The 20,622-nt window shown below is 34.9% G+C and carries 18 protein-coding genes and 1 tRNA gene; 8 read left to right on the forward strand and 11 right to left on the reverse strand.

What is annotated here, in order from left to right:
- The first annotated feature begins 4 nt into the window (after positions 1–4).
- From AC2S94_RS13445 to AC2S94_RS13460, 4 genes are all read left to right on the forward strand, one after another.
- Entirely contained in the window at positions 5–1,903 is a 1,899-nt protein-coding gene (locus tag AC2S94_RS13445) for a RecQ family ATP-dependent DNA helicase (protein WP_484629086.1), read from the forward strand.
- Positions 1,903–2,850 carry a methionyl-tRNA formyltransferase gene (gene fmt / locus AC2S94_RS13450; RefSeq protein ID WP_484629087.1) on the forward strand — a complete coding sequence of 316 codons (948 nt, stop codon included), beginning with the start codon at positions 1,903–1,905 and terminating at the stop codon, positions 2,848–2,850. The genes AC2S94_RS13445 and fmt overlap by 1 nt, the downstream gene beginning before the upstream one ends.
- Positions 2,851–3,035: 185 nt before the next feature.
- Complete coding sequence (locus AC2S94_RS13455) at positions 3,036–3,308, forward strand: HU family DNA-binding protein (RefSeq protein WP_006990442.1); 273 nt, start codon at positions 3,036–3,038, stop codon at positions 3,306–3,308.
- Between the two features lie 120 nt (positions 3,309–3,428).
- The gene (locus AC2S94_RS13460) at positions 3,429–3,989 is read left to right on the forward strand and encodes a YqgE/AlgH family protein (protein ID WP_484629088.1); all 561 of its coding nucleotides are present in this window, start codon (positions 3,429–3,431) and stop codon (positions 3,987–3,989) included.
- Here the strand turns inward: AC2S94_RS13460 and AC2S94_RS13465 are convergent.
- Both AC2S94_RS13465 and AC2S94_RS13470 read right to left on the reverse strand, forming a co-directional pair.
- Entirely contained in the window at positions 3,986–4,831 is an 846-nt protein-coding gene (locus tag AC2S94_RS13465; protein ID WP_484629089.1) for an aminotransferase class IV, read from the reverse strand. The two genes, AC2S94_RS13460 and AC2S94_RS13465, sit on opposite strands and share 4 nt — an antisense overlap.
- 52 nt (positions 4,832–4,883) lie before the next feature.
- A complete protein-coding gene (locus tag AC2S94_RS13470; RefSeq protein ID WP_484629090.1) occupies positions 4,884–5,270 on the reverse strand; it encodes an START-like domain-containing protein in 387 nt (128 codons plus the stop codon).
- A gap of 190 nt (positions 5,271–5,460) precedes the next feature.
- On the opposite strand from AC2S94_RS13470, the gene AC2S94_RS13475 reads away from it, so the two are divergent.
- A tRNA-Met gene (locus AC2S94_RS13475) sits at positions 5,461–5,534 on the forward strand.
- Between the two features lie 657 nt (positions 5,535–6,191).
- Here AC2S94_RS13475 and AC2S94_RS13480 read toward each other — a convergent pair.
- From AC2S94_RS13480 to AC2S94_RS13515, 8 genes are read right to left on the reverse strand one after another with little or no spacing between them, the layout of a single operon-like run.
- Positions 6,192–9,332 carry a type I restriction endonuclease subunit R gene (locus AC2S94_RS13480; RefSeq protein WP_484629091.1) on the reverse strand — a complete coding sequence of 1,047 codons (3,141 nt, stop codon included), beginning with the start codon at positions 9,330–9,332 and terminating at the stop codon, positions 6,192–6,194.
- Positions 9,329–10,672, reverse strand: coding sequence for a Fic family protein (locus AC2S94_RS13485; protein ID WP_484629092.1), 1,344 nt, complete (start codon positions 10,670–10,672; stop codon positions 9,329–9,331). Before AC2S94_RS13485 ends, AC2S94_RS13480 begins: the two co-directional genes overlap by 4 nt.
- A 10-nt stretch (positions 10,673–10,682) precedes the next feature.
- A complete protein-coding gene (locus AC2S94_RS13490; RefSeq protein WP_484629093.1) occupies positions 10,683–11,714 on the reverse strand; it encodes a hypothetical protein in 1,032 nt (343 codons plus the stop codon).
- A gap of 6 nt (positions 11,715–11,720) precedes the next feature.
- Positions 11,721–14,030 carry an AAA family ATPase gene (locus AC2S94_RS13495; protein WP_484629094.1) on the reverse strand — a complete coding sequence of 770 codons (2,310 nt, stop codon included), beginning with the start codon at positions 14,028–14,030 and terminating at the stop codon, positions 11,721–11,723.
- Positions 14,020–14,241, reverse strand: coding sequence for a hypothetical protein (locus tag AC2S94_RS13500; protein ID WP_484629095.1), 222 nt, complete (start codon positions 14,239–14,241; stop codon positions 14,020–14,022). The genes AC2S94_RS13495 and AC2S94_RS13500 overlap by 11 nt, the downstream gene beginning before the upstream one ends.
- A gap of 5 nt (positions 14,242–14,246) precedes the next feature.
- Positions 14,247–14,456 carry a KTSC domain-containing protein gene (locus AC2S94_RS13505; RefSeq protein WP_484629096.1) on the reverse strand — a complete coding sequence of 70 codons (210 nt, stop codon included), beginning with the start codon at positions 14,454–14,456 and terminating at the stop codon, positions 14,247–14,249.
- A gap of 12 nt (positions 14,457–14,468) precedes the next feature.
- Positions 14,469–15,734 carry a restriction endonuclease subunit S gene (locus AC2S94_RS13510; RefSeq protein ID WP_484629097.1) on the reverse strand — a complete coding sequence of 422 codons (1,266 nt, stop codon included), beginning with the start codon at positions 15,732–15,734 and terminating at the stop codon, positions 14,469–14,471.
- Positions 15,718–17,283 (reverse strand): type I restriction-modification system subunit M, encoded by a 1,566-nt coding sequence (locus tag AC2S94_RS13515; protein ID WP_484629098.1) that lies wholly within the window; start codon positions 17,281–17,283, stop codon positions 15,718–15,720. Before AC2S94_RS13515 ends, AC2S94_RS13510 begins: the two co-directional genes overlap by 17 nt.
- A gap of 529 nt (positions 17,284–17,812) precedes the next feature.
- Between AC2S94_RS13515 and AC2S94_RS13520 the strand changes: the two genes are divergently transcribed.
- From AC2S94_RS13520 to AC2S94_RS13530, 3 genes are read left to right on the forward strand one after another with little or no spacing between them, the layout of a single operon-like run.
- Complete coding sequence (locus AC2S94_RS13520; RefSeq protein ID WP_484629099.1) at positions 17,813–18,451, forward strand: Cap15 family cyclic dinucleotide receptor domain-containing protein; 639 nt, start codon at positions 17,813–17,815, stop codon at positions 18,449–18,451.
- Complete coding sequence (locus tag AC2S94_RS13525; protein ID WP_484629100.1) at positions 18,435–19,433, forward strand: CBASS cGAMP synthase; 999 nt, start codon at positions 18,435–18,437, stop codon at positions 19,431–19,433. Before AC2S94_RS13520 ends, AC2S94_RS13525 begins: the two co-directional genes overlap by 17 nt.
- A complete protein-coding gene (locus AC2S94_RS13530) occupies positions 19,423–20,082 on the forward strand; it encodes a hypothetical protein (protein ID WP_484629101.1) in 660 nt (219 codons plus the stop codon). Before AC2S94_RS13525 ends, AC2S94_RS13530 begins: the two co-directional genes overlap by 11 nt.
- A gap of 114 nt (positions 20,083–20,196) precedes the next feature.
- On the opposite strand, the gene AC2S94_RS13535 is transcribed toward AC2S94_RS13530, so the two are convergent.
- Positions 20,197–20,466 carry a hypothetical protein gene (locus AC2S94_RS13535; RefSeq protein WP_156282080.1) on the reverse strand — a complete coding sequence of 90 codons (270 nt, stop codon included), beginning with the start codon at positions 20,464–20,466 and terminating at the stop codon, positions 20,197–20,199.
- Between the last annotated feature and the right edge of the window lie 156 nt (positions 20,467–20,622).

The following is a 20,622-nucleotide window of genomic DNA, read 5'->3' on the forward strand; positions in this document are numbered from 1 at the left end:
TAATTTGCAGCAGGAGGCTTTAAAAATATTAGAAAAATACTGGGGCTTCCGGGAATTCAGATCTCAGCAACTGGAAGTGATACAGTCTATCCTGGACGGGAAAGATAGCCTCACCCTCTTCCCTACTGGTGGAGGAAAATCTATCTGCTTCCAGGTTCCAACCTTAATGCGCGAAGGTATTTGTGTCGTGGTTTCTCCACTTATTTCCTTGATGGAAGACCAGGTAAATTCGCTTCAGCAAAAGAATATTAAGGCAATGGCAATAACTGGTGGTATTTCCTATGCTGATCTTGACCGCAATCTTGATAATTGCATCTTCGGAAATTACAAATTTCTTTATCTATCTCCGGAAAGATTACAACAGGAACTGGTTCGTGAGCGCTTGAAACAGATGAATATCAGTTTGATCGCCGTGGATGAGGCTCACTGTATCTCACAATGGGGTCATGATTTCAGGCCGGCTTATCGAAATATTGCGGAAATAAGACAACTATTACCTGACGTAAAAATAGCTGCTTTCACAGCAACTGCTACCCGGGAAGTTATCAAGGATATTTGCTTGCAATTGCTTCTGGAAAATCCTGTTATTCATCAGAAATCCTTTGAAAGATCCAATCTTACTTATGATGTGGTCAAAACTGAAGATAAATTATTCCGACTTACCCAGATTTTGGGAAAGGAATCGGCGATCATTTATGTGCGAAGCAGGAATGCCACTCAAGAAATATGCGAATTTCTCAATAAAAATGGTATTACCGCAGCAGCCTATCACGGCGGAATGAAAAAAGAAGATAAATCTTCGAAATTTCAACAATGGCTAACGAATAATGTAAGTGTAATGGTTGCCACTACTGCTTTTGGAATGGGCATAGACAAACCTGATGTGAAAACTGTTATTCATATAGATCTGCCGGAAAGTATGGAAAGCTATTTTCAGGAAGCCGGTAGAGCCGGAAGGGATGGCCAGCCAGCGAAAGCTATAATTTTAACCAACGCCGGTGACATACCCGTTTTAAAAAATCAGTTTTTAAATAATCTGGCTTCTGTAGAAGATGTGAAACTGGTTTATCGAAAATTAAACGCCTATTTCGCGATCGCATTTGGAGAAGGAGAAAATAAAGAATATGATTTTAATTTTTCGAACTTCTGCAATCATTACAAATTTAACGCCCATAAAACCTATAATGCACTTCAATTACTGGATCGGTGCAGCATTTTGAGGTTATCCCAGAATTACCAAAAGAAAACAGAAATACAGATTCTTTTATCTGGAGATCACCTGGACAGTTATCTGGACGACAATCCTCGATATGCAAATGTTCTAAGAACTATTTTAAGAAACTATGGTGGTGTTTTTGAGAATTTCATTCCTTTTAATCTTTCTTCAGTAAGCGAAAAGTCTGGAATTCCTGAAAGAGAATGTATCCGGATTTTTGATGAATTACATGAAAAAGAAATTATCGAATTTCATTTATCAAGGCATGATGCCAGTATCACTTACTTAGTGCCCAGAGAGGATGATTCAACCATTAATCCTGTGGCTGCTTTTATTAAGGAATATAATGATACTAAAAGATCAAAGATCGCTGCAGTGCTTGACTTTGTTCAAAATGAACGAATATGCAGGCAGGTTCAATTATTGAATTATTTTGGTGACCAGAATCCGGAAGCCTGTGGAAAATGTTCGGTTTGCAAGCAGGAAAAAGATATACTTTCCAAAGATGACATGAATGAAATTTTCTTAGGGATACAGCGTATACTAAAAAAAGAACCAAAAAGTTCCAGGGAACTGGTAAAGGACCTAAACTATTCCGAAAAGTCGGTCGTAAAGATCATAGGATTGCTTTGTGAAAAGGGAATTCTTGAAAGAACAGAAAATAACAAATATAAAATTTCGAATTAATGAGAGACCTTAGAATAGTTTTCATGGGAACACCTGAATTCGCCGTAGACAGTTTAAAATCGATTTTAGATGCAGGATTTAATGTGGTTGGAGTGATCACAGCACCAGACAGGCCGGCAGGACGAGGTAGAAAACTAAGAGAAAGTGCGGTTAAAGCTTATGCGGTCTCTAAAGATTTAAAAGTTTTACAACCTACCAACCTAAAATCTGAAGATTTTCAAAAGGAATTAAAAGAGTTAAATCCAAATGTACAGGTAGTCGTGGCATTTAGAATGCTTCCAAAATCTGTTTGGGATCTTCCGGAATATGGAACGTTCAATTTACATGCCTCTCTCCTGCCTCAATATCGAGGTGCCGCCCCCATTAACTGGGCGATCATAAATGGTGAGAAGAAAACCGGAGTTTCTACCTTTTTTCTGGATGAAAAAATTGATACGGGCGAAATGATCCTCCAGCAAGAAATTAAGATTAAGGATAATGAAAACGTAGAATCCCTTCATGATCGGTTGATGGAAATGGGGTCTGATTTAGTAATAAAAACTCTTAGGAAAATTTCTGAAGGAAATATCACCACAAAACCACAGGAGGATTCGCCTGAATTAAAAGAGGCGCCAAAACTAACCCGGGAGAATACTAAGATCAATTGGAATTCTTCTGTAGACGAAATTTATAATCATATAAGAGGATTAGATCCTTACCCCGCAGCCTGGTGTTACCTTGAAAACTCAACTGAAGAGTTGAAGGTTAAAATTTACGCCATAGAAAAAATTAAACATGAACATCGTTTACCGAACGGAACGGTTTCGGTTGCTGATAATAAAATAAAAATAGCGGCACCTGATGGTTATATTGTAGTAAAAGAAATTCAGCTTCCTGGAAAAAGAAAAATGCCATCCAAGGCACTTTTAAATGGATTTAATTTCGCGCCTGATGCGAAAATGCGCTAAGCCCTTATTAACACTCATTTTGTTGCATTTTAATAAAAAACAATTATCTTTATTAACAATACAACCAAGTTATTAACAAATACGGGCTTTTCCCTTGTCATTACTTGCATGAACAAGAAATCCGTATAAATTTGTATACCAGTTTAACAGAATGTTTAACCAACAATTAATTTAAAATTCAAATTATGAACAAAACAGATTTAATCGATGCAATGGCTGAAAACGCTGGAATTTCAAAAGCAGCAGCAAAAAAAGCATTAGAGTCTTTCCTAGAGAACGTTGAAAAATCTCTTAAGAAAGGTGATAGAGTATCATTAGTAGGATTCGGATCTTGGTCTGTATCTAAAAGAGCTGCTCGTGAAGGAAGAAACCCACAAACCGGAAAAACCATTAAGATTGCTGCTAAAAACGTAGTGAAATTTAAAGCCGGAGCAGATTTACAAAAAGCTGTGAACTAATAATTTGTATTAGTAAATTATCAAAGCCTTCCATCTGGAAGGCTTTTTTTATTTAAAAATTTAAGCATTGTATTGCATTATAAACAATAAATAATTAGTTTAGTTCAAAAGACTGCTACAATGATCGCGTTAAAACCAACCAAGGGGCATCTTTTAGTCGCAGAACCATCCATTATTGGGGATGTCTCTTTCAATCGTTCTGTGGTTCTCCTTGCTGACCATTCTGATAATGGATCGGTTGGATTCATATTGAATAAAATTCTCGATTTTACTCTTAAAGATCTTATTCCTGAGGTAAAAGGTGATTTTAGGGTCTATAATGGTGGACCCGTTGAACAGGACAATCTGTACTTTATACATAAAATTCCAGATCTAATTCCGGATAGTATTGAAATTGCCCATGGAATTTATTGGGGCGGCAATTTTGAGGCTGTGATGGACCTGATTGCTAAGGGCTTGATTGACGATAAGCAAATTAAATTTTTCCTAGGATATTCCGGCTGGGATGCACACCAACTTGATGAAGAATTAAGTTCTCGTTCCTGGGTGATCACGGTAAATGAAGACAATAAAGATCTGCTTGAAAAACCTTACAATTCGTTCTGGAAAGATAAAATGCTAGAATTAGGTGGAGAATATATGCTTTGGTCCAATTCTCCGGAAAATCCAACCTACAATTAACCTAGCCTCGCTTTTACATTTAGTTTACTTAAAAGCTCTTTAGCCACTTTATTGGTGTATTCCTTTTTCCGGTATTTAGTGACCGGTTGAATACCTAATGCGACGTTGGTAATGAATAACTCATCAGCCTTTTGAAGTTCAAATGGTGATATAGAGGTTTCTTCCAGAGTATATTCATCAGTTTTTTTTAGGATAATCAATAATTGCTTTCTAATAATTCCATTAAGGACACCATCTGATAAGGGCGGAGTTTTTATAGTAGTTCCTTTTACTAAAAACAGGTTTCCATTAAGAGCTTCCACTACACTCTTCTTCTCATTGATCAAAAGACAATTATCATATCCATTTTCACTGGCATAGATACTACCCAGAACATTTACCGCTCTATTATTAGATTTAATGGTTGAAAGAAGTCCGCTGGTTACATAGTGATCTTTGAAAAGTTCGATCTCATAATTATCATCATTGAAAAGATAAAATGAATTTTCCAAAGCTTCAGCACTAATAACATAACCTACCTCCCTGGTTGCAGGTGTATAATAACCACCCTGAAGTCTGTAAACTGCAAATTTAATTCGAGCCGGAGAATCCGTCAATTTATTGGCTTTTACAATATCTTTGATCTCTTTCTCGAGAAATTCAGGAGAAAAACTTGAAGGAATTTCCATTCTCATAATCCGCATAGACGCCATTAATCTGAAATAATGATCTTCCCAGAACATTATTTTCCCATTGATCACACGAGTTGTTTCAAATACTGAATCTCCATAAGAAAATCCGCGATTGAATACTGATAATGTTGCGTTTTGCTTCTCTACTAATTTCCCGTCTAAATTGATCATAAAAAAACCCCGTTTTAAGAACGGGGCAAAGTTACTATTTATAATAAGAAATCTAGGCTGATCCTAGAATCTGTTTAAGATCTGAAACCATATTTTCCCAAAGCATCTTTCCTTCATCAATCTCATCATCTTCAGCAAAATCTGTGATCATAAGAGAAACATCTTTAGTGATATCATCTACCTGTATACGTAATTCGAAAAAATAAGGAGTGTCTTCATCATCAATCCATTTAAACTTGATGCGCTCATCACTTTTCTTACTAACGAGCTTTGCTTTTTCCTCACTACCTTCCCATATAAAAGTAAAAAATTCCCCTCGGGAATTTACGTTATCGGCATACCACTCGCTTAAACCTGAAGGAGTTGAAATATATTGGTAAAGTAATGAAGGAGAAGCTTGAATAGGAAACTCCATTTCGTATTTTATCTTTTCTTCCATTCTTGATTAATTAGTTTCGGGCAATATAGATATTAATTAGAAAGATAAAAAGAAATCAAAATAAATATTTTAGAAAATAAAGTTTGTGCCAAAACAAATTGTTTTTATATTTGCACCCGCATTACAGAAATCCTGCGAAGCCTTTTATCATAAGGCATTTCAAGAATTCTTACCAGTGCAAAAATCCTATGGCGAGGTAGCTCAGTTGGTTAGAGCGTCGGATTCATAACCCGGAGGTCCCGAGTTCAAATCTCGGTCTCGCTACAAGTAAAATCAAGGTTTTCGAGAAATCGAGAGCCTTTTGTTTTTTCATCTAGTACAGAATAAGTACAGAATCTCATTTTTTTTAATAAATAAATAAGAGCCATATAGAAAATCTCGGTTTGATATCAATTGAAACGGAATTTTATATTTATTCCGGAAATTAACTCTAGAAAGTAACCATTAATTTTCCATCGTTAATAAGATTCAATATTTTAGTAATTAAGATCCAATCTTGAATCACTCTCTATTACTTCCCTGGAATAGCTCAGCAAGCCTGAAACCTGATAGCTATGAAATACATCCTCCTCCCTATCGTAAAAAGTTCCCAAATATATCTATCTTCCTTAGAGGTGCAATTTTAAAAAATTCCTAAAAGTAAAGCAGTGAAGAAATGCAAAAAGTTAGATCCATAAAAAGTCCTAATCACACAGAGTAAAAGTCGATTTTTTAAATAGCGAATAAATAACCATCTGGAAAATTAAATTTCAGGTAAAAACATAACTTATGATACTAACTTATAACTTTTAAAAAAGACTAAAAAAACTTTCTAAAGAAAGCTGAATTATAAGTAATTGGAGCTATTATTTTTAGGCTATTAGGATAATTGTCTAAAAGGAGTCATCATTTAAAGGAATGCTATATAGCATAGTAACTCATTTACACCGCTCTATTTTTCTTAAAATTCTCCGCTTGTTCAAATATTTCTTCATAAACTTCATCTCGTTCCACCGGCGGATAACCGTGTTCATCGAGTAATAAAATTAACCCCACTTTTAGGGCAGATTTAATGTCGTTTCTTTTGCTCCAGTCCGGGAATTTCGCCTGTTCATCCACTAAATCTTTTATAGCTTTTGAAAGCTCAATGAGCTTATGTTCGGGATATTGAAAATCATACTTTACACAAAGCTCTCTTAAAATATCATAGAAAGCTTTTTCTTCAAAATCAATTCCTAACTTTTCCCCGGCCGAAAACTCCTGTTGTACCTGCCAGATTAGGTCTGTGAGCTGCTCTGCCATCTCTTCGTAGACCTCTCCGCGTAATACATCTCCTTTTCTCTCATTGTATCGGGAGACGAGGCCTTCCATCTTTTTAGAAAAATCTACTCCTTTTACCTTGTTCACTTTTTTAATCTCTCCAATCGCCCTGGCCAGTAATTGCTGTAAAAGTTTGATTTTAGTATTGGGCAATTTGATCTTATCGATTTTCGCCAAATAATCCTCATCAAATATATCCTGCTGACTGTTGGTCTGATCGCCCATTTTAAAGATCTCCTCCACGCCTTCACTTGCCAATGCATTTTTGATCATCTCTCTTACTTTGGCGTTCATCTGGGCGGTATCCGGTGCATTTCCCCTGGTGAGCTTAAAGACTATAGACTTTACAGCTAAGTAAAAATGAGTATAATCCCGTTCTTCCTGTGTTAACTTTTCACTCCCCGCACAAATATCATAGGCCGCTTTCAGGCGTTTCACTAAATCCATAAAGCGTGTTTCCAGCTCCTTAGTTTGCTGTACATATTCAACGGCCTGGTTAAGACTGTTTAGCTGGCTTAAAGGATCTCCATGGAAATAATCGGTACTATCGAATTTGTGAAAAATCCTGGCCAGTAAATCCAGGTGGTCCCTAACTATCTTCAGGGACTTTTCAATATCTTCGAAATTCTGACGCTCACCCTTATTGTATTTGGCAAGAGCTAAGTTCATTTGTTTCTTAATACCAATATAATCTACTACCAGTCCTTTGTTCTTGCCCTGGAACTTCCGGTTTACCCGGGAAATCGTCTGGATAAGGTTATGCTGCTGGATGGGTTTATCGATATAGATACTATCCAGAAACGGCACATCAAAACCTGTAAGCCACATATCTACGACAATGGCAATTTTAAAATTCGATTTCTCATTTTTAAATTGACGGTCCAGCTCTTTCCGGTACTCTTTGGTTCCTAAAAGATCATACATTTCTTTAGGATCGTCTTTTCCCCTTGTCATGATCATCTTTATCCTCTCAATAGGCTTGAGTTGCTTCCTGTCTTTTTCAGTTAAATCGGCACCTTCTTCTGCCTTTCTAATCTTTGCCCATTCCGGTCTTAATTCGATGATGTTCTTATAAAGCTCGTAAGCTATTTCACGATTGCTACAAACGAAAATTGCTTTTCCTTTTACGGTAGCACCTTCCTCCAGCCTTTTTTCATAATGATTGACAAAATCATCTGCTATGGCCTGTAAACGATCCGGATCACTCAAAATGGCATTAATGTTAGCCGACTGCTTTTTACTCTCTTCTACCTGGTACTCATTCGCACCTTCTTCCTCAGCTACCCGGTAATATTCCTCAATTTTCTTTAATTCTCTGTTTTCAAGGGCCACTTTCGCTGCCCTTCCTTCATATACAATACGTACTGTAATTTCATCTATTACAGATTCTGTCATTGTATATTCATCTACTACCTTCCCAAATACATCTAAAGTAGCATCGATTGGCGTCCCGGTAAAACCTACAAAAGTAGCATTAGGCAAAGAATCGTGAAGGTACTTAGCAAAGCCAAAAGTTTTCTTTACCCCTTTTTCTGTGATTTTTATTTTCTGGTCAAGATTGGTCTGGCTCCGGTGAGCCTCATCAGATATACAAATAACATTGCTTCTATTCGTAAGTAACTCGGTATCTTCTGTAAACTTATGTATAGTGGTAAGGAACACGCCACCACTTTCCCTTCCTCTAATCCGTTTGCGTAAGTCTGCACGGCTTTCTGCACTTACGATAGCATCATCCCCAATAAAGGCTTTGGCATTGGTAAATTGCCCTGCAAGCTGATCATCCAAATCGGTTCGATCTGTAATCAAAATAATAGTAGGACTTTCAAAATGATCACTTTTCATTAAAAGCCGGGTTAGGAAAAGCATGGTAAAACTTTTACCGGAACCGGTTGCTCCAAAATAGGTGCCTCCTTTTCCGTTACCGTTAGGTTTTTGGACTTTCTGAATATTTCCAAATAGAGCCCTTGCCGCATAATACTGGGGATAGCGGCACACGATCTTTTCATCCTTTTTGGAGCTATCCGGTAAATAAATGAAGTTTTTAATGATGTCCCGCAGCCTGTATTGATGCAACATTCCCTGGATAAGGGTGAACATACTATCAATACCGTCAACCTCTTGTGCCAATCCTGCGATCCTGCGCCAGGCATAAAAGAATTCATAAGGCGCAAAAAATGAACCTGCTTTGGTATTTACACCATCACTAATTACACAAAATGCATTGTACTTAAAAAGTTCAGGTATGTCCCTTTGGTAACGCACTGTTAATTGAATATAGGCGTCATAAATGGTGGTATTTTCCTGAATCGCCGTTTTGAATTCGAAAACAATTACCGGAATTCCATTAATATAAAGAATCCCGTCAGGAATACGTTTTTGGGTTCCGGTAATTTCCAGCTGATTAACGAACTTATAAGTATTTTGGTTGTCTTCTGAATAATCAATTAAATAGATCCAAATATCTTTTTGGGAACGGTCTTCCCGCTTTAGCGAAAAACCATCAGAAAGCATTTGCATAAACTCCTTGTTGCTTTCATAGAGGTCTGATGCCGGAAGAGTTTTAAGTCTAAGGATAATGGAATCTATTTCATTTTTAGTAATCCCGTTTTTCCGGTACCTTGTCAATAGAAATTCCCGAAGATCACTTTCAATGAGCACTTCATCTTCCTTTCGTGAGATAGTGCCTCCTATTTGGTGCTTATAACCTTCCTGTTCCAGCTGGTTGGCAAAAACACTTTCCAGTTGTGCTTCGGTAAATTTCATTCCTGTCTGGCTTTTCTTCCCTTCTCAGTTAACCTATACTTCTGTTTACTGCTTTTGGGTTTGTCTGGTATTGTTAACTCTACTAAACCCTCTTCTAAAGCGGGGTTTAAGTAATTGATTCTAAAATTTTTTCTGTCCACAAGACCTAATGATTTTTGCAATTCGGTTCTACTTTCTTCGCCCTTAAAAACATTAAGAAGATCCCGTACTTGGGGGGTGACTTGCGGGGTAACTTGGGGGGTGACTTGCGGGGTCTCCCTATAAACTTCATCTCCGGCAGGAAATATCATCCTGAGGAAATTATCAGAAAAACGGAAACATTCTTTGCTGTACGATTCCAGTATTCTGGGAATTCCCGAACCTAATTGCTCTACCAGGTCCAGATCTTTATAAATACGCATCAGCTCCTTGTTCCGGGGAATTGAAAAGCCTTCAAAAAACTCATTTTTACTTAAGCCATCAGGTAAAGAACCTGCGGAAGTTATTTCGATACGATCATTAAAGATCTCAAATTTTGGTGCTATTTCGCGGGTATAGTCATTATGGACAAAGGCATTTATAATTGCTTCCCTAAGTGCAATGGCATTCCATAGACGATGTTCCTTTCGTTCTTTCTGAGTTATTTGTGTGATGGTGCGGTTTTCCAGGCTTATTTTATCCAGTACACTCTTAGTAGCTTTCACAAGGGAACAATAACCGTATTCGTTACTTTCCATTAAATCTACTCGCGTGTCACCCTTATATTTTGCGACCTTTACGGAAAGGTTATTTTCATCGGCCAGCAAATAAGCGGCGTAATTCAAATCACCATCGGTGGTTGTAAGCTCTAAATTCTTTCTGAACTGTTTATTAAGGGGTTTTTGTTTTTCCTGGTAATAAATATGAAGCTGCTCAAAGTTTAAATCCTGACGGTGCGCTTTTATTTTTCCAATGGAATTTCGGGTACGAGAGGCAAAAAGTTCTTCAATAAGTTTTTGGGACATGGGCTCTGCTGCAGAACCCAGACGTATAAAACTGCCTTTCTCACTCATCCCGTATTTCTTGAGATGGTAGGGTTTCTCAGAACCGCTCGCCACAATAATCTTTAAAATTTCTTTCCCATCCCTTTCTTCACTTACAATATCAAAAAGTCCAAGTGCGGAGGGGCGAATATTATTCTTTAACCGGTCTTTTATTTTTAATTGATCTCTATCGGCATCCTGAACGCCAACTGTTTTGCCTTCTTTATCGATGCCTATATAGATAATGCCGCCTTCCCGATAGTTTAAAAAAGCCACCACTTCTTTTTCCAGGCCTTCGGAAAGTTCACGCTTATATTCTATACGGTTGGTTTCGGGCATTTCTTAGATATTAAAGATTTAAAATATCTTTTTCGATGAGTTTATATTGATCTTTCACATCTTCCCCCATATAAAAATCGAGCAGATCCTTTTTCGTTAATGTACCTGTTTCTAAGAATTGGGTCAGGTATTTCTGATTAAACTCCATTAATAACATTGATTTTTCAATCTGCTTTAATATTTCTTTGTTTGTATCGATATTCTTTTCTACCAAATTTTTAATTGTCCTGATTTCATTGATATCTTTTATAATTCGAGAAACAAGGACTCCCAAAATATTTTCATCCAGCTCTGTTCTCTTAGCATTCAGGGCAATATCCCTTGCAAGCATATAAGCAATTATCAAATTATGATAATCTCCTTTTTGGGAATCTATAATCGCTATAAATCCTATATCAGGAATATAGCCCACATTTTCACAGAATTTAAGAATGGAATTATCTACAAGGGAGATATCAAAAACGATTAAACTGATTGATGAATTTCTATTGGCATCCGCTTCAATGAGCTGGCTCCATGCAGTATCGGTTTTCCTAATAAAAATATCTTTTTCGGCAATGGGGCCTAATTTTACACTTTTGTCAAATTTGCACTCAATGGCAATTTTTAAATCTTCCTCTCCATTTATTTTGCAAATAATATCTCCTGTCTTATTTCTTGGCAAGTCCCCGGCTGAATTTCCTGTAAGTAAAGCTATATCCTTCATCCGCTTACTTTGAAAGTATTCATTTAAGAATTCTGCGATCTCATCTTCTGCAAGCGTTCCTTTAATAGTTGATTTATAAAAAAGCTCTTTTTTCATTTCAAAAATCATCTTAAGGCTTTCCAGTTCCGTTCCTAATTCATTGGATGTTTTTGATAAAAATGTAGAAATACGATCTTCCATCAAAGCAAGTACACCTATGTAAATAGCCCTAACTAATTTTTCATCCCTATCACTTGCAGGAAGGTTATCGAAGTAGTTGAAAACAATATTGTTTTCAATTTCAAATTTTTGAATTTCAACTCTTTTAAGCTTTTGATTTATTTTTATTGTTGCCATTGTTTATTATATAACAGATTGAAGAGCTTTATAATGCTGTTTGTCCTTTCTAATTTTAGTTATTAATTCTTTACAAGCAATTTTTATATCTGCGAGAAATTCGCTCTGTTTGCCAATTCTGTCAATGTTGTTGAAGTGACTGAAATAATGGAATGGTTTGCAAATTCTTTTAGACGAAATAGGCCCAAAAATCTCGGTAGCCCTGTCATCAACCTCATCGGTGCTAGGATATTTTGCCAATGTATAAATTTCAAGGAATCTCCTCAAAATATTAGGCATCAGCAAAAGCATATCAGAATCTTCTGGACTTGGATTTTTATTAAATTCATTTATTGTTTTGAATAAATAATGATATTCAGATTTATAAGAATCATAAACGGAAGGAAGTTTTTCAATTGAAGATTCATTGACTCTTCTTGTTATAAAATATCTCGATTCTTTTTTATTCTTTTTTTCATAACTAAAACCTCTAATAGTGGGCATTTCTTTTAATAAATTGAAAAATTCAAAATTATGAGTGGATATAAAAAGTTGAAGACACTTTTGATGCCACATTTCGCCATTAGGATTCTGTGGATTAATAACTTTTTCATAGAGAAAATCCTTTAATAAGGCATTGATTTGAAAAATATGATTTCCGTCCAAACTAGACATAGGATCATCTATAAATAAAATATAGTCTCCAAGTGCATTTTTATCATCTATACTTTTAAGGGTAACCAGAAAGTGTGAAAAGGAAATAGCCATTTTTTCCCCCTCACTTAAGTTTCTTGCTACTTCTTTACCTCGGAGAAGAGAAAATTTCTTTTTAACCTTATCGAATGTGATTTCTATGTCCTCTTTTCCTAGAAAACTTTGTATGAAATAATTAAATTGCTGACAGCCTTCTTCCCCACTATTTTTCATGGCCTCCAGTCTGTCAATTTCCTTTTGAAAAGTAGCGATTTTATCATCTAATTTTTCGATCTGGACAATTGCTTTTTCATATTTCTTTTGTTTAGTTTGATATTTGTTTTCTTTCAAATATTTTGCTACAAGGTGATTTATGTATTTATTTCTCTCTGACTTAATTAAAGAATCAAAATCTGAGGAAAACGAATTGTTTTGCGATATAAGTTTATTAAGTGAATCTAATTCAGATTCTAAAGTGGTAAAATCCTTTTTTGAAACTGGATCCATTTCTACATAAAGATGTTTATTTATCTTAGATTGAAGTTTTTTATGAACTACTTTTAACTTAGATATATAACTATTTAACTTTTTATCAATTTTTTTTTTATTTTTAAGGTATTGGTCTTGAAAACCTTCATTCAATTCCTGAAGGCTATTCGGAAAATTTAACTCTTTAATTTTTTCTTTTTCTTCCTCAATAATTTGGAATAATTTTTCACTTTTCTCTTTAAGTTTAGAGCCTTCATTTTCATAAAATTTATTAAGCAGAAGCATTCTATCACGGGTAATGATATTATCACAAAAATGACAATTTTCTCCTGTTTTATTCAAATCTAAACCTTCCTTTACCCAATCAAAAATATCAGGATTTCCCTCTAGAATAGGAATAATATCAGATTTTTCCGGTTGTTTTATAAGAATATCATTTACACTTTCAATAATATTATTGAGAGCTAAATCATACACTACTAAATCCACCTCTGGTTTAGGCTCCTCAATTTTCACAACCTTACTTATCTTCGCTACTTCTGTTCTGTTTAGTATAAAACCATTTAAGTCCTGAATAACGTATGGGATCTGTTTTTTAAAATTTCCTTTGTTAAATTCTATGAGACTTGAAAAAACATCATTTTTTATTCTTCTTGACTCATTTGTAAAATGAGATTGTTCAAATGCTTCAAAAAGCCCAACTTGTTCTACGTATTGTTCTTTTGTGCCCTTTACACTATTATCACCTTCAATAGCAAGTATTTTACCTTTAAGCTCCTCAATTCTCTCTGTTCTTTTTGCATCTTCGCCTACCTCAAAATAAATAGCATTGATTTCATCATCTAACTCCCAACGCAAATTCTCTCGAACATAGTCTGAATTAAACACTAAAACATTTATTGGAAAATTATGTATGTTAGATTTTGAAAAAGAATCATTATCTGTAGTAGTCAGTCTAAAATCACCCTTTTTAAAATCCTTAAATAATGACTTATCCCTTAGCGAGGAAAAAATTCTTGAAAACGTAGTCTTACCGGAATAGTTCCAACCGTAAATAATATTTTTTTGTTTAAAATCAACAATATCATTGCTATTGCTCCATATGAAATTTTTGTAAATACCGAAGTCTTTGATGTAATCAATCCTATCTATCATAGTCGTTCTTGACATTCTTGTTTATATAAGCATTAAGCCCAGAACCATTTCTAGCAAGCATTTTCATCTGCTCAACGTGATGCCGTCCAGCCCTTCTATAGCTATAGCGGTATTTCTTGAAAGTACCGGTGAACTTAACATCGATATAATCGTCTCCTATGTCAAAAGAATCCACGCCAGAATCCCCTCCGAAATTTCTATAGCTTTCCATATAGTTTACTGTTTTTCAAATTCATAATCATCTTTAATGTTTGCAACAAAATACTTCCCGTGAGAGGAGGCATCCATCAATTCTTGATACACATCTTTGGGCACATCAAAATAATGATACACACCACCGTGATTGAATTCTACTTCTAAAATTTCATTACTTGCATCATATCCTATAGATGCTAGATTTGATGAACTTACAGTTTGTCTTTGCATTTTTATTGAATTTTAATTGGTTACTGATTTTTCCTCTTCTACCCTTGCCATTCTTGAAAGTAGAAGTTCTTGAAGTTGGTTTAAATATCTAATTTGCAAATTTTTAAGGTCTATTGAATTTTGCAAGGGTGTGACTTTTGAATTGAAGTTTTTAATTAGATTATTTTGTTTTCCAGGCAATGGAAACTCCATCCTTTTAATATCTGTTATCGGTAATTGTGGCTGAGCAGATCCAGATAAATGATTTATAATAAGATCTTTCATTTGCGCACTTTTCATTGTCGTATATAAGAAGAATGAAATCCTTGGATTTCTTAAAATCACCATTCCCGAATTAATCCTAACATTTTCAAAATCTAATTTATCATTGTAGTAAGCAATATTCCCAACCGTACCTCTAGTGGTCATCACAACATCTTTTCTTTTTAACTTTCCTTTTCGCAGTAATTCATCCTTTTCTTTTGTCACAAAGCTATTATTACTAAAATCAAACCCTGATTTTGTTACATTTCCAGCATTTAGAAATAGACAATAACCATAATCAGAAAATTCTTCTTTTTTTGGATAATTTTTCCCTCTATCTCCATCTTCAATATCACAAATTTCATCAATGCTACTAGCGATCCACCTCTCAGGAATTTCCTTATCCAATTCATCATTATAAACCAATTTTCCACCGGATGATTTATAAGGCTTACCTTCTTTATTCGGAAATTCAAAATCTACAAACCAATGCCTATACAAAGCCTGCGCAGTTTCTTCCAGCTTTTGGTTGAGTTGCTTATTTAACTCAGTACGGTTTTTTATCACATTGTATTCCCTTACAATTTCCCGCTGTTTTTCTATGGAAGGAACGGGGAGTTCAATACTGCAAAAGGCATCCCAGGCTAAACCTCCCCTAACGTCAGCATCCGTATAGAACCAGGCATTTCTATCAAATTCAGCACGACTAAACCACATCATCAAATATTCAGGTAATAATATAGAAGTATCCTTTATTTCAAAGACATCATATGCAGGTGATATTATAAAAGGTTCTTCATTTTCTGAAAGTGCAATTGGTATTCTATAATCCCTGCCAACGTGCATTCGGTTACAGGCAAATTGCCCAGGTCTTACAATTAAATATCTTGATAGATTAGTGCCTACTACATTGGCTACTGAAGGCATAAAAAACTTATCTATATTAATACCTAAAAGTTCAGAATATCTATCTTCTGAATTTCGGACTTTTAATTTTTGTATGTAATCTCCAATAGGCTTATAGTTTGATTGCATAGCCCAGCTCTTTAAAAACGTCCAACAATTCCTTTTGAGATTGTTCTTCTTGTTGTAATAGATCGGTTAGTTCGCTTTGTAAACCTGCCATTTTGGAATCAAAATCAATATTTTCATCCCGGTTTACAAATTCGATATATTTGCTGGGCACCAGGGAGAAGTCTTTCTTTTTAATATCTGCTTTGTTGGCACTGTAGCAATATTCCGGTATATCTTGATAATCTGTATTTTCCTGTTGCCAATCGTGGTAGGTTTTGGCAATATCCTGAATATGCTTTGGACTAAACTGAATGAATTTTTTCTCAAATGGTTCCCCAATCTGGCGTAAATCCAGAAACAAAACCTCCTCCTCCCTATCCCGGTAATGGCGTTCCTGATCACCAATAGAACGTGAATGTGCGGTTTTATTCCTATTCAGGATCCAAACGGTTACACTTATGTTAGTGGTATAAAACATATTTTGTGGTAAAATCACTATAGCTTCCACCAGATTGTTTTCCACCAATTTTCTCCTAATTTTATATTCTTCGCCACCCCCGGAAAGAGCTCCATTTGCCAGAATAAACCCGGCAACCCCATCATCTGAAAGTTTGGAAACCATATTTAGAATCCAGCCGTAGTTTGCGTTGCTTTTTGGAGGGACTTCATAACCCTGCCATCGAGGATCATCAATTAATTCCTGCGGCCCACGCCAGTCCTTTTGATTAAAGGGCGGGTTAGCCATAATATAATCTGCTTTCAGATCTTTATGCTGATCGTTGCTAAAGGTATCGGCCGCTTTTTCACCCAGATTAGCAGATATCCCCCGAATGGCAAGGTTCATTTTTGCCAGTTTGTAAGTAGTATTGGTGTACTCCTGTCCGTAAATTGAAATTTCCCGTTTGCTCCCGTGGTGGCTTTCGATAAACTTGATAGACTGCACGAACATTCCACCTGAACCACAGGCCGGGTCATAAATTATCCCTTTATAGGGTTCTATCATTTCAGCAATAAGGTTTACAATACTCTTTGGCGTATAGAATTCTCCCTTTCCTTTTCCTTCCGCCAACGCGAATTTGGACAAAAAGTATTCATATACACGCCCCACAATATCCTGGGATATGTCTTTTTGAGTATCTATTTTATTAATGGTGTCTAAAAGAGAGGCTAATTTACTTTTGTCCAGTCCTAAGCGGGAAAAATAATTGTCCGGCAATGCACCCTTTAGAGATGGGTTGTTCTTTTCGATCTGGTTTAACGCGGTATCAATCTTTAGTGCAATATCGTCTTGCTTCGCATTTTTAATAAGATAGTTCCATCGGGAAGTCTCTGCTAAGAAAAAGACGTTCTTCATATTATAGAAGTCTTTCATCTCAAGATACTTTTCTTTGCCTTCGGCAACAAGTTCCTCACGGCGCACTTCAAATTTATCACTGGCAAATTTCAGGAAGATAAGCCCGAGCACCACATGTTTGTATTCTGAAGGTTCGATGGAGCCACGTAATTTATTCGCAGCATCCCACAGGCTTTCTTCAATAGATTTTTCTTTGGTAGTTTTCTTTTTTGCCATTATTAAGATTCGGGTATGTAGTAAATAATTTATGCTTCCGAGGTAGGGTAGGGTAGCTGGAGCAATTTAGTAAAAATCTTTCTAATGTTAAAGGATTCTAGACTGAGCAGATGATTGCCAGAACTGCAGTTATAGTTTACTAGGCAAACTATTGCCAGGTTACGGAGGGAACGTGAAGTAATCGGCTTAGTTTTTTTACAATTGATCTATAAAATAATCATTTTCAGCATACCACCCGTTATTTGCGGTGAATCGTTGAAATATAAAGTACCAGAAAATGGATTTTTTTGAAAGTTTATACTTATTAAAATAATTGATTTTAAGATAATTTTTACAGATAACCGTTAATATTATTCATTTTGTCCATAAATTATCCATAAGTTAGAAATGTTGAAATCCTGTTCATAAAACATTGTTTATCAGTGCTGTATTAAATAATGATTGATGTAATTTTATAGTTACCCAAATCAATATTCAAAATTATGAAATCATTATCGCCCATTATGATTACTAAATTAAAAACCTACTTATGGACTCATCAACATTTCAATATTTAAAGCCGACACCGGTTATATTTATAATATCTATCCTAGTAATCCCAATTTTCTTAATAAAAATGCATTGGGGTTTCTCAATTCCTGCTTTAGGAGCTGTTGCAGGAGTTTTCTATCTAATTACCACTAAACTTTGGAACATCTGGCCTTTCAAGTATATGACAAAAGTAGACGACTTTTCTGGAATTTATGAAGGGGAAATTGAATATCAATATTTGGATGAGAATTGTACTGAGGTTAGAGGCCACCTTAAACAGATTAAAGTTATTGATCAAAATGCTTTAAGAATTACAATTTCTACAACTACCTATGATCAAGACGGTCAAAAATCATCTATTTCCACTAATAAAGGTATGTATGTGGAAAAGGCAGAAAATGGTCGTGATTATCGCTTGATTTATAATTATGATAATAACGGTAATTCAATTAACAAATTAGATAAGCATACAGGAACAGAGCTCCTGAGGTTTATAAAAAATGATCAAGGAAAATTTCTTGACGGAGAATATTATACTTCTCGTTTGCCCCATCAATCCAGAGGTAGAATTTCAATGAAATGCACTAATAAAAATCTTAACCACTTAATACCCCAAAATTATGGCTGTTTTAAATAAAGAATTTATCGAGTTTGATAAAAAAATCAAGTTAACAGAGAAAAAAATATATGACTTAAAGAAAAGTAGAAAAGGTTTAAGGGATCAGATCAGGAAATGGTTTAAGGATGAGAAACCTGAAGAACTTCAACCAAAATTTCATGGTCAAGGATCGCAACTAATGAATACGCCTATTAATCCTCTGAGTAGAATTGAAAATGGAAATAAGATTTTTCCTTATGATTCTGACGACGGTATTTATTTTATTGAAAAGAAAGGTGAAGATAATAAGCGCTCGATTAATGAGTGGCAAGAATGGGTTTATAAAGCTGTAGAAAATTATACCTCTAAGAAACCTGAAAAAAGAAATGCTTGTATTCGAGTGACATTTTCTGATGGACATCACTTCGATTTTCCAATTTATTATAAGAAAAATGGAGATATTCAATTGGCTCACAAAATTGATGGATGGACTGATGCGGATGCTAAAGCATTTTACGAATGGTATAACGACAAGAAAAATAAGCAGATTGAAAGAAATACAAGAATAGCTAAAGCTTGGAAGGATTATCAGGAAAATGAAAACGATGGTTTAAAATTACCTAGTGGGTTTGAACTTTCAATTCTTATTGTAGAAAACTATGTCGAAGAAGATAATTTGGATGACTCGTTCAGATTAACAATGAAGGCTATTTTAGAAGAATTAGAAAAACCCGATCATTTCAAATGTATTAGACCAACTACTCCAGAAGGTGAAAACTTGTTTGAGAATTATAGCAGTGAAAGAAAGAATAATTTTCTGAATTATTTGAGAAGCTTAGTTGAAGATTGTAAAAAAGCTAAAGAAGAATGTAATTACCGTAAAGCCTCAGAAATTTTGAGAGATAATCAATTTGGAGATCGTTTTCCATTGGGTGAAGATCGTGACGAGGAGGAAAAGAGTAATAAGATTGAAAAATGTTTGGTAGGGGCGGTTGTAAATCCAAAGCCTTATGCAAATTGATACTGATCAAATAAAGTTTAAATTTCCTGGTTTAATTTATATTCCAGAAAAGAAGAGATTCACAGGATATATAAACGTTGAGGGGAATGACAGATATTATATCGATCTACACCTTCCTGAAAAAATTTATCATTTTCCTAAAGTCTTTGAAACAGATGAAAGGATACCTAGGAAATTTGATAGACACGTAAATAATGATAATTCTCTTTGTTTTACAACTCAGGCAAAAGCTCAAATTTATTTAAAAAGTAAGCCTCCTAAATTATCATCCTTTATTGGCGAGGTCGTTGTACCTTATTTAAACCATAATAGCTATTACGAAATTCATAAAGAGTACAAAGAAGAATTTTCCCATGGAATAATGGGCATAATTGAAGGATATTTCGATATTCTAAAAATTAAAGATTTGAAAAGGATTACTCAATTGTTGATTGATAGAGTCAATGGGAAAAAATTAAGACTATTTTATACCTGTTATTGTGGAGAAAATAATTTTAAAAAATGTAATGCAGGCGCTCACGTTAGAGCTTATAGGGATTTTAGACTCATAGAAAAAGAAACTTTAATATTCGATTTAAATAATTGCTTCTTTCCTCTCATTAATGAATTAAAAAAGAAAAAGACTTTTCAAATGGATTCAATGCAATAAGTCTTTACCTTAAAAAATCTTATAGATAAAGGTAGGTTGCTCCTACTTAGTATTTAAATAGAATAAATTTCGAGAAACCACAAAGAGATTAAAGAAAAGTTTAGATGTAATTAATTAAGAATTATTTTCTAATTCTTGAAGTGAAAAAGTAAAATTATAAAACTCCATAGGATGAATATCCAAACCTTTTGCGATTGGTAAGAGTGTGGTTATTTTAGGTTCATTTTCATCGGCGAGCACTCTATAAATAGCCTTAGTTTCAATATTTCCAATGGAAGCAATGGTAGCAATATCCCGATCACTTTCATCGATCAGTTTTTTTAAATGCTCACTAAATTTTTTACGATATGCTTTTCGCCATTCTTTCACTAGCACAATATCCATTCATACAGTCGAAAAAAATTGTCAAGTTTGACACAATTAGAAAAAATTTACTATATTTACCTCATATTAATATATTTGCGAACTTCTTAAAGTAAAAATATTAGAAGCATTCGCTTAGAGTCTCAAGTAGAAAACTGGTAATTTTTGGCAACGAGA

The organism is Christiangramia pacifica, assembly GCF_057221535.1.

Bases quoted from the DNA above. Each gene is read 5' to 3' on its own strand.
- fmt (WP_484629087.1), top strand. From the start codon at position 1,903: ATGAGAGACCTTAGAATAGTTTTCATGGGAACACCTGAATTCGCCGTA.
- AC2S94_RS13455 (WP_006990442.1), top strand. From the start codon at position 3,036: ATGAACAAAACAGATTTAATCGATGCAATGGCTGAAAACGCTGGAATT.
- AC2S94_RS13460 (WP_484629088.1), top strand. From the start codon at position 3,429: ATGATCGCGTTAAAACCAACCAAGGGGCATCTTTTAGTCGCAGAACCA.
- AC2S94_RS13465 (WP_484629089.1), bottom strand. From the start codon at position 4,831: ATGATCAATTTAGACGGGAAATTAGTAGAGAAGCAAAACGCAACATTA.
- AC2S94_RS13470 (WP_484629090.1), bottom strand. From the start codon at position 5,270: ATGGAAGAAAAGATAAAATACGAAATGGAGTTTCCTATTCAAGCTTCT.
- AC2S94_RS13480 (WP_484629091.1), bottom strand. From the start codon at position 9,332: ATGAAATTTACCGAAGCACAACTGGAAAGTGTTTTTGCCAACCAGCTG.
- AC2S94_RS13485 (WP_484629092.1), bottom strand. From the start codon at position 10,672: ATGCCCGAAACCAACCGTATAGAATATAAGCGTGAACTTTCCGAAGGC.
- AC2S94_RS13490 (WP_484629093.1), bottom strand. From the start codon at position 11,714: ATGGCAACAATAAAAATAAATCAAAAGCTTAAAAGAGTTGAAATTCAA.
- AC2S94_RS13495 (WP_484629094.1), bottom strand. From the start codon at position 14,030: ATGATAGATAGGATTGATTACATCAAAGACTTCGGTATTTACAAAAAT.
- AC2S94_RS13500 (WP_484629095.1), bottom strand. From the start codon at position 14,241: ATGGAAAGCTATAGAAATTTCGGAGGGGATTCTGGCGTGGATTCTTTT.
- AC2S94_RS13505 (WP_484629096.1), bottom strand. From the start codon at position 14,456: ATGCAAAGACAAACTGTAAGTTCATCAAATCTAGCATCTATAGGATAT.
- AC2S94_RS13510 (WP_484629097.1), bottom strand. From the start codon at position 15,734: ATGCAATCAAACTATAAGCCTATTGGAGATTACATACAAAAATTAAAA.
- AC2S94_RS13515 (WP_484629098.1), bottom strand. From the start codon at position 17,283: ATGGCAAAAAAGAAAACTACCAAAGAAAAATCTATTGAAGAAAGCCTG.
- AC2S94_RS13520 (WP_484629099.1), top strand. From the start codon at position 17,813: ATGGACTCATCAACATTTCAATATTTAAAGCCGACACCGGTTATATTT.
- AC2S94_RS13525 (WP_484629100.1), top strand. From the start codon at position 18,435: ATGGCTGTTTTAAATAAAGAATTTATCGAGTTTGATAAAAAAATCAAG.
- AC2S94_RS13530 (WP_484629101.1), top strand. From the start codon at position 19,423: ATGCAAATTGATACTGATCAAATAAAGTTTAAATTTCCTGGTTTAATT.
- AC2S94_RS13535 (WP_156282080.1), bottom strand. From the start codon at position 20,466: ATGGATATTGTGCTAGTGAAAGAATGGCGAAAAGCATATCGTAAAAAA.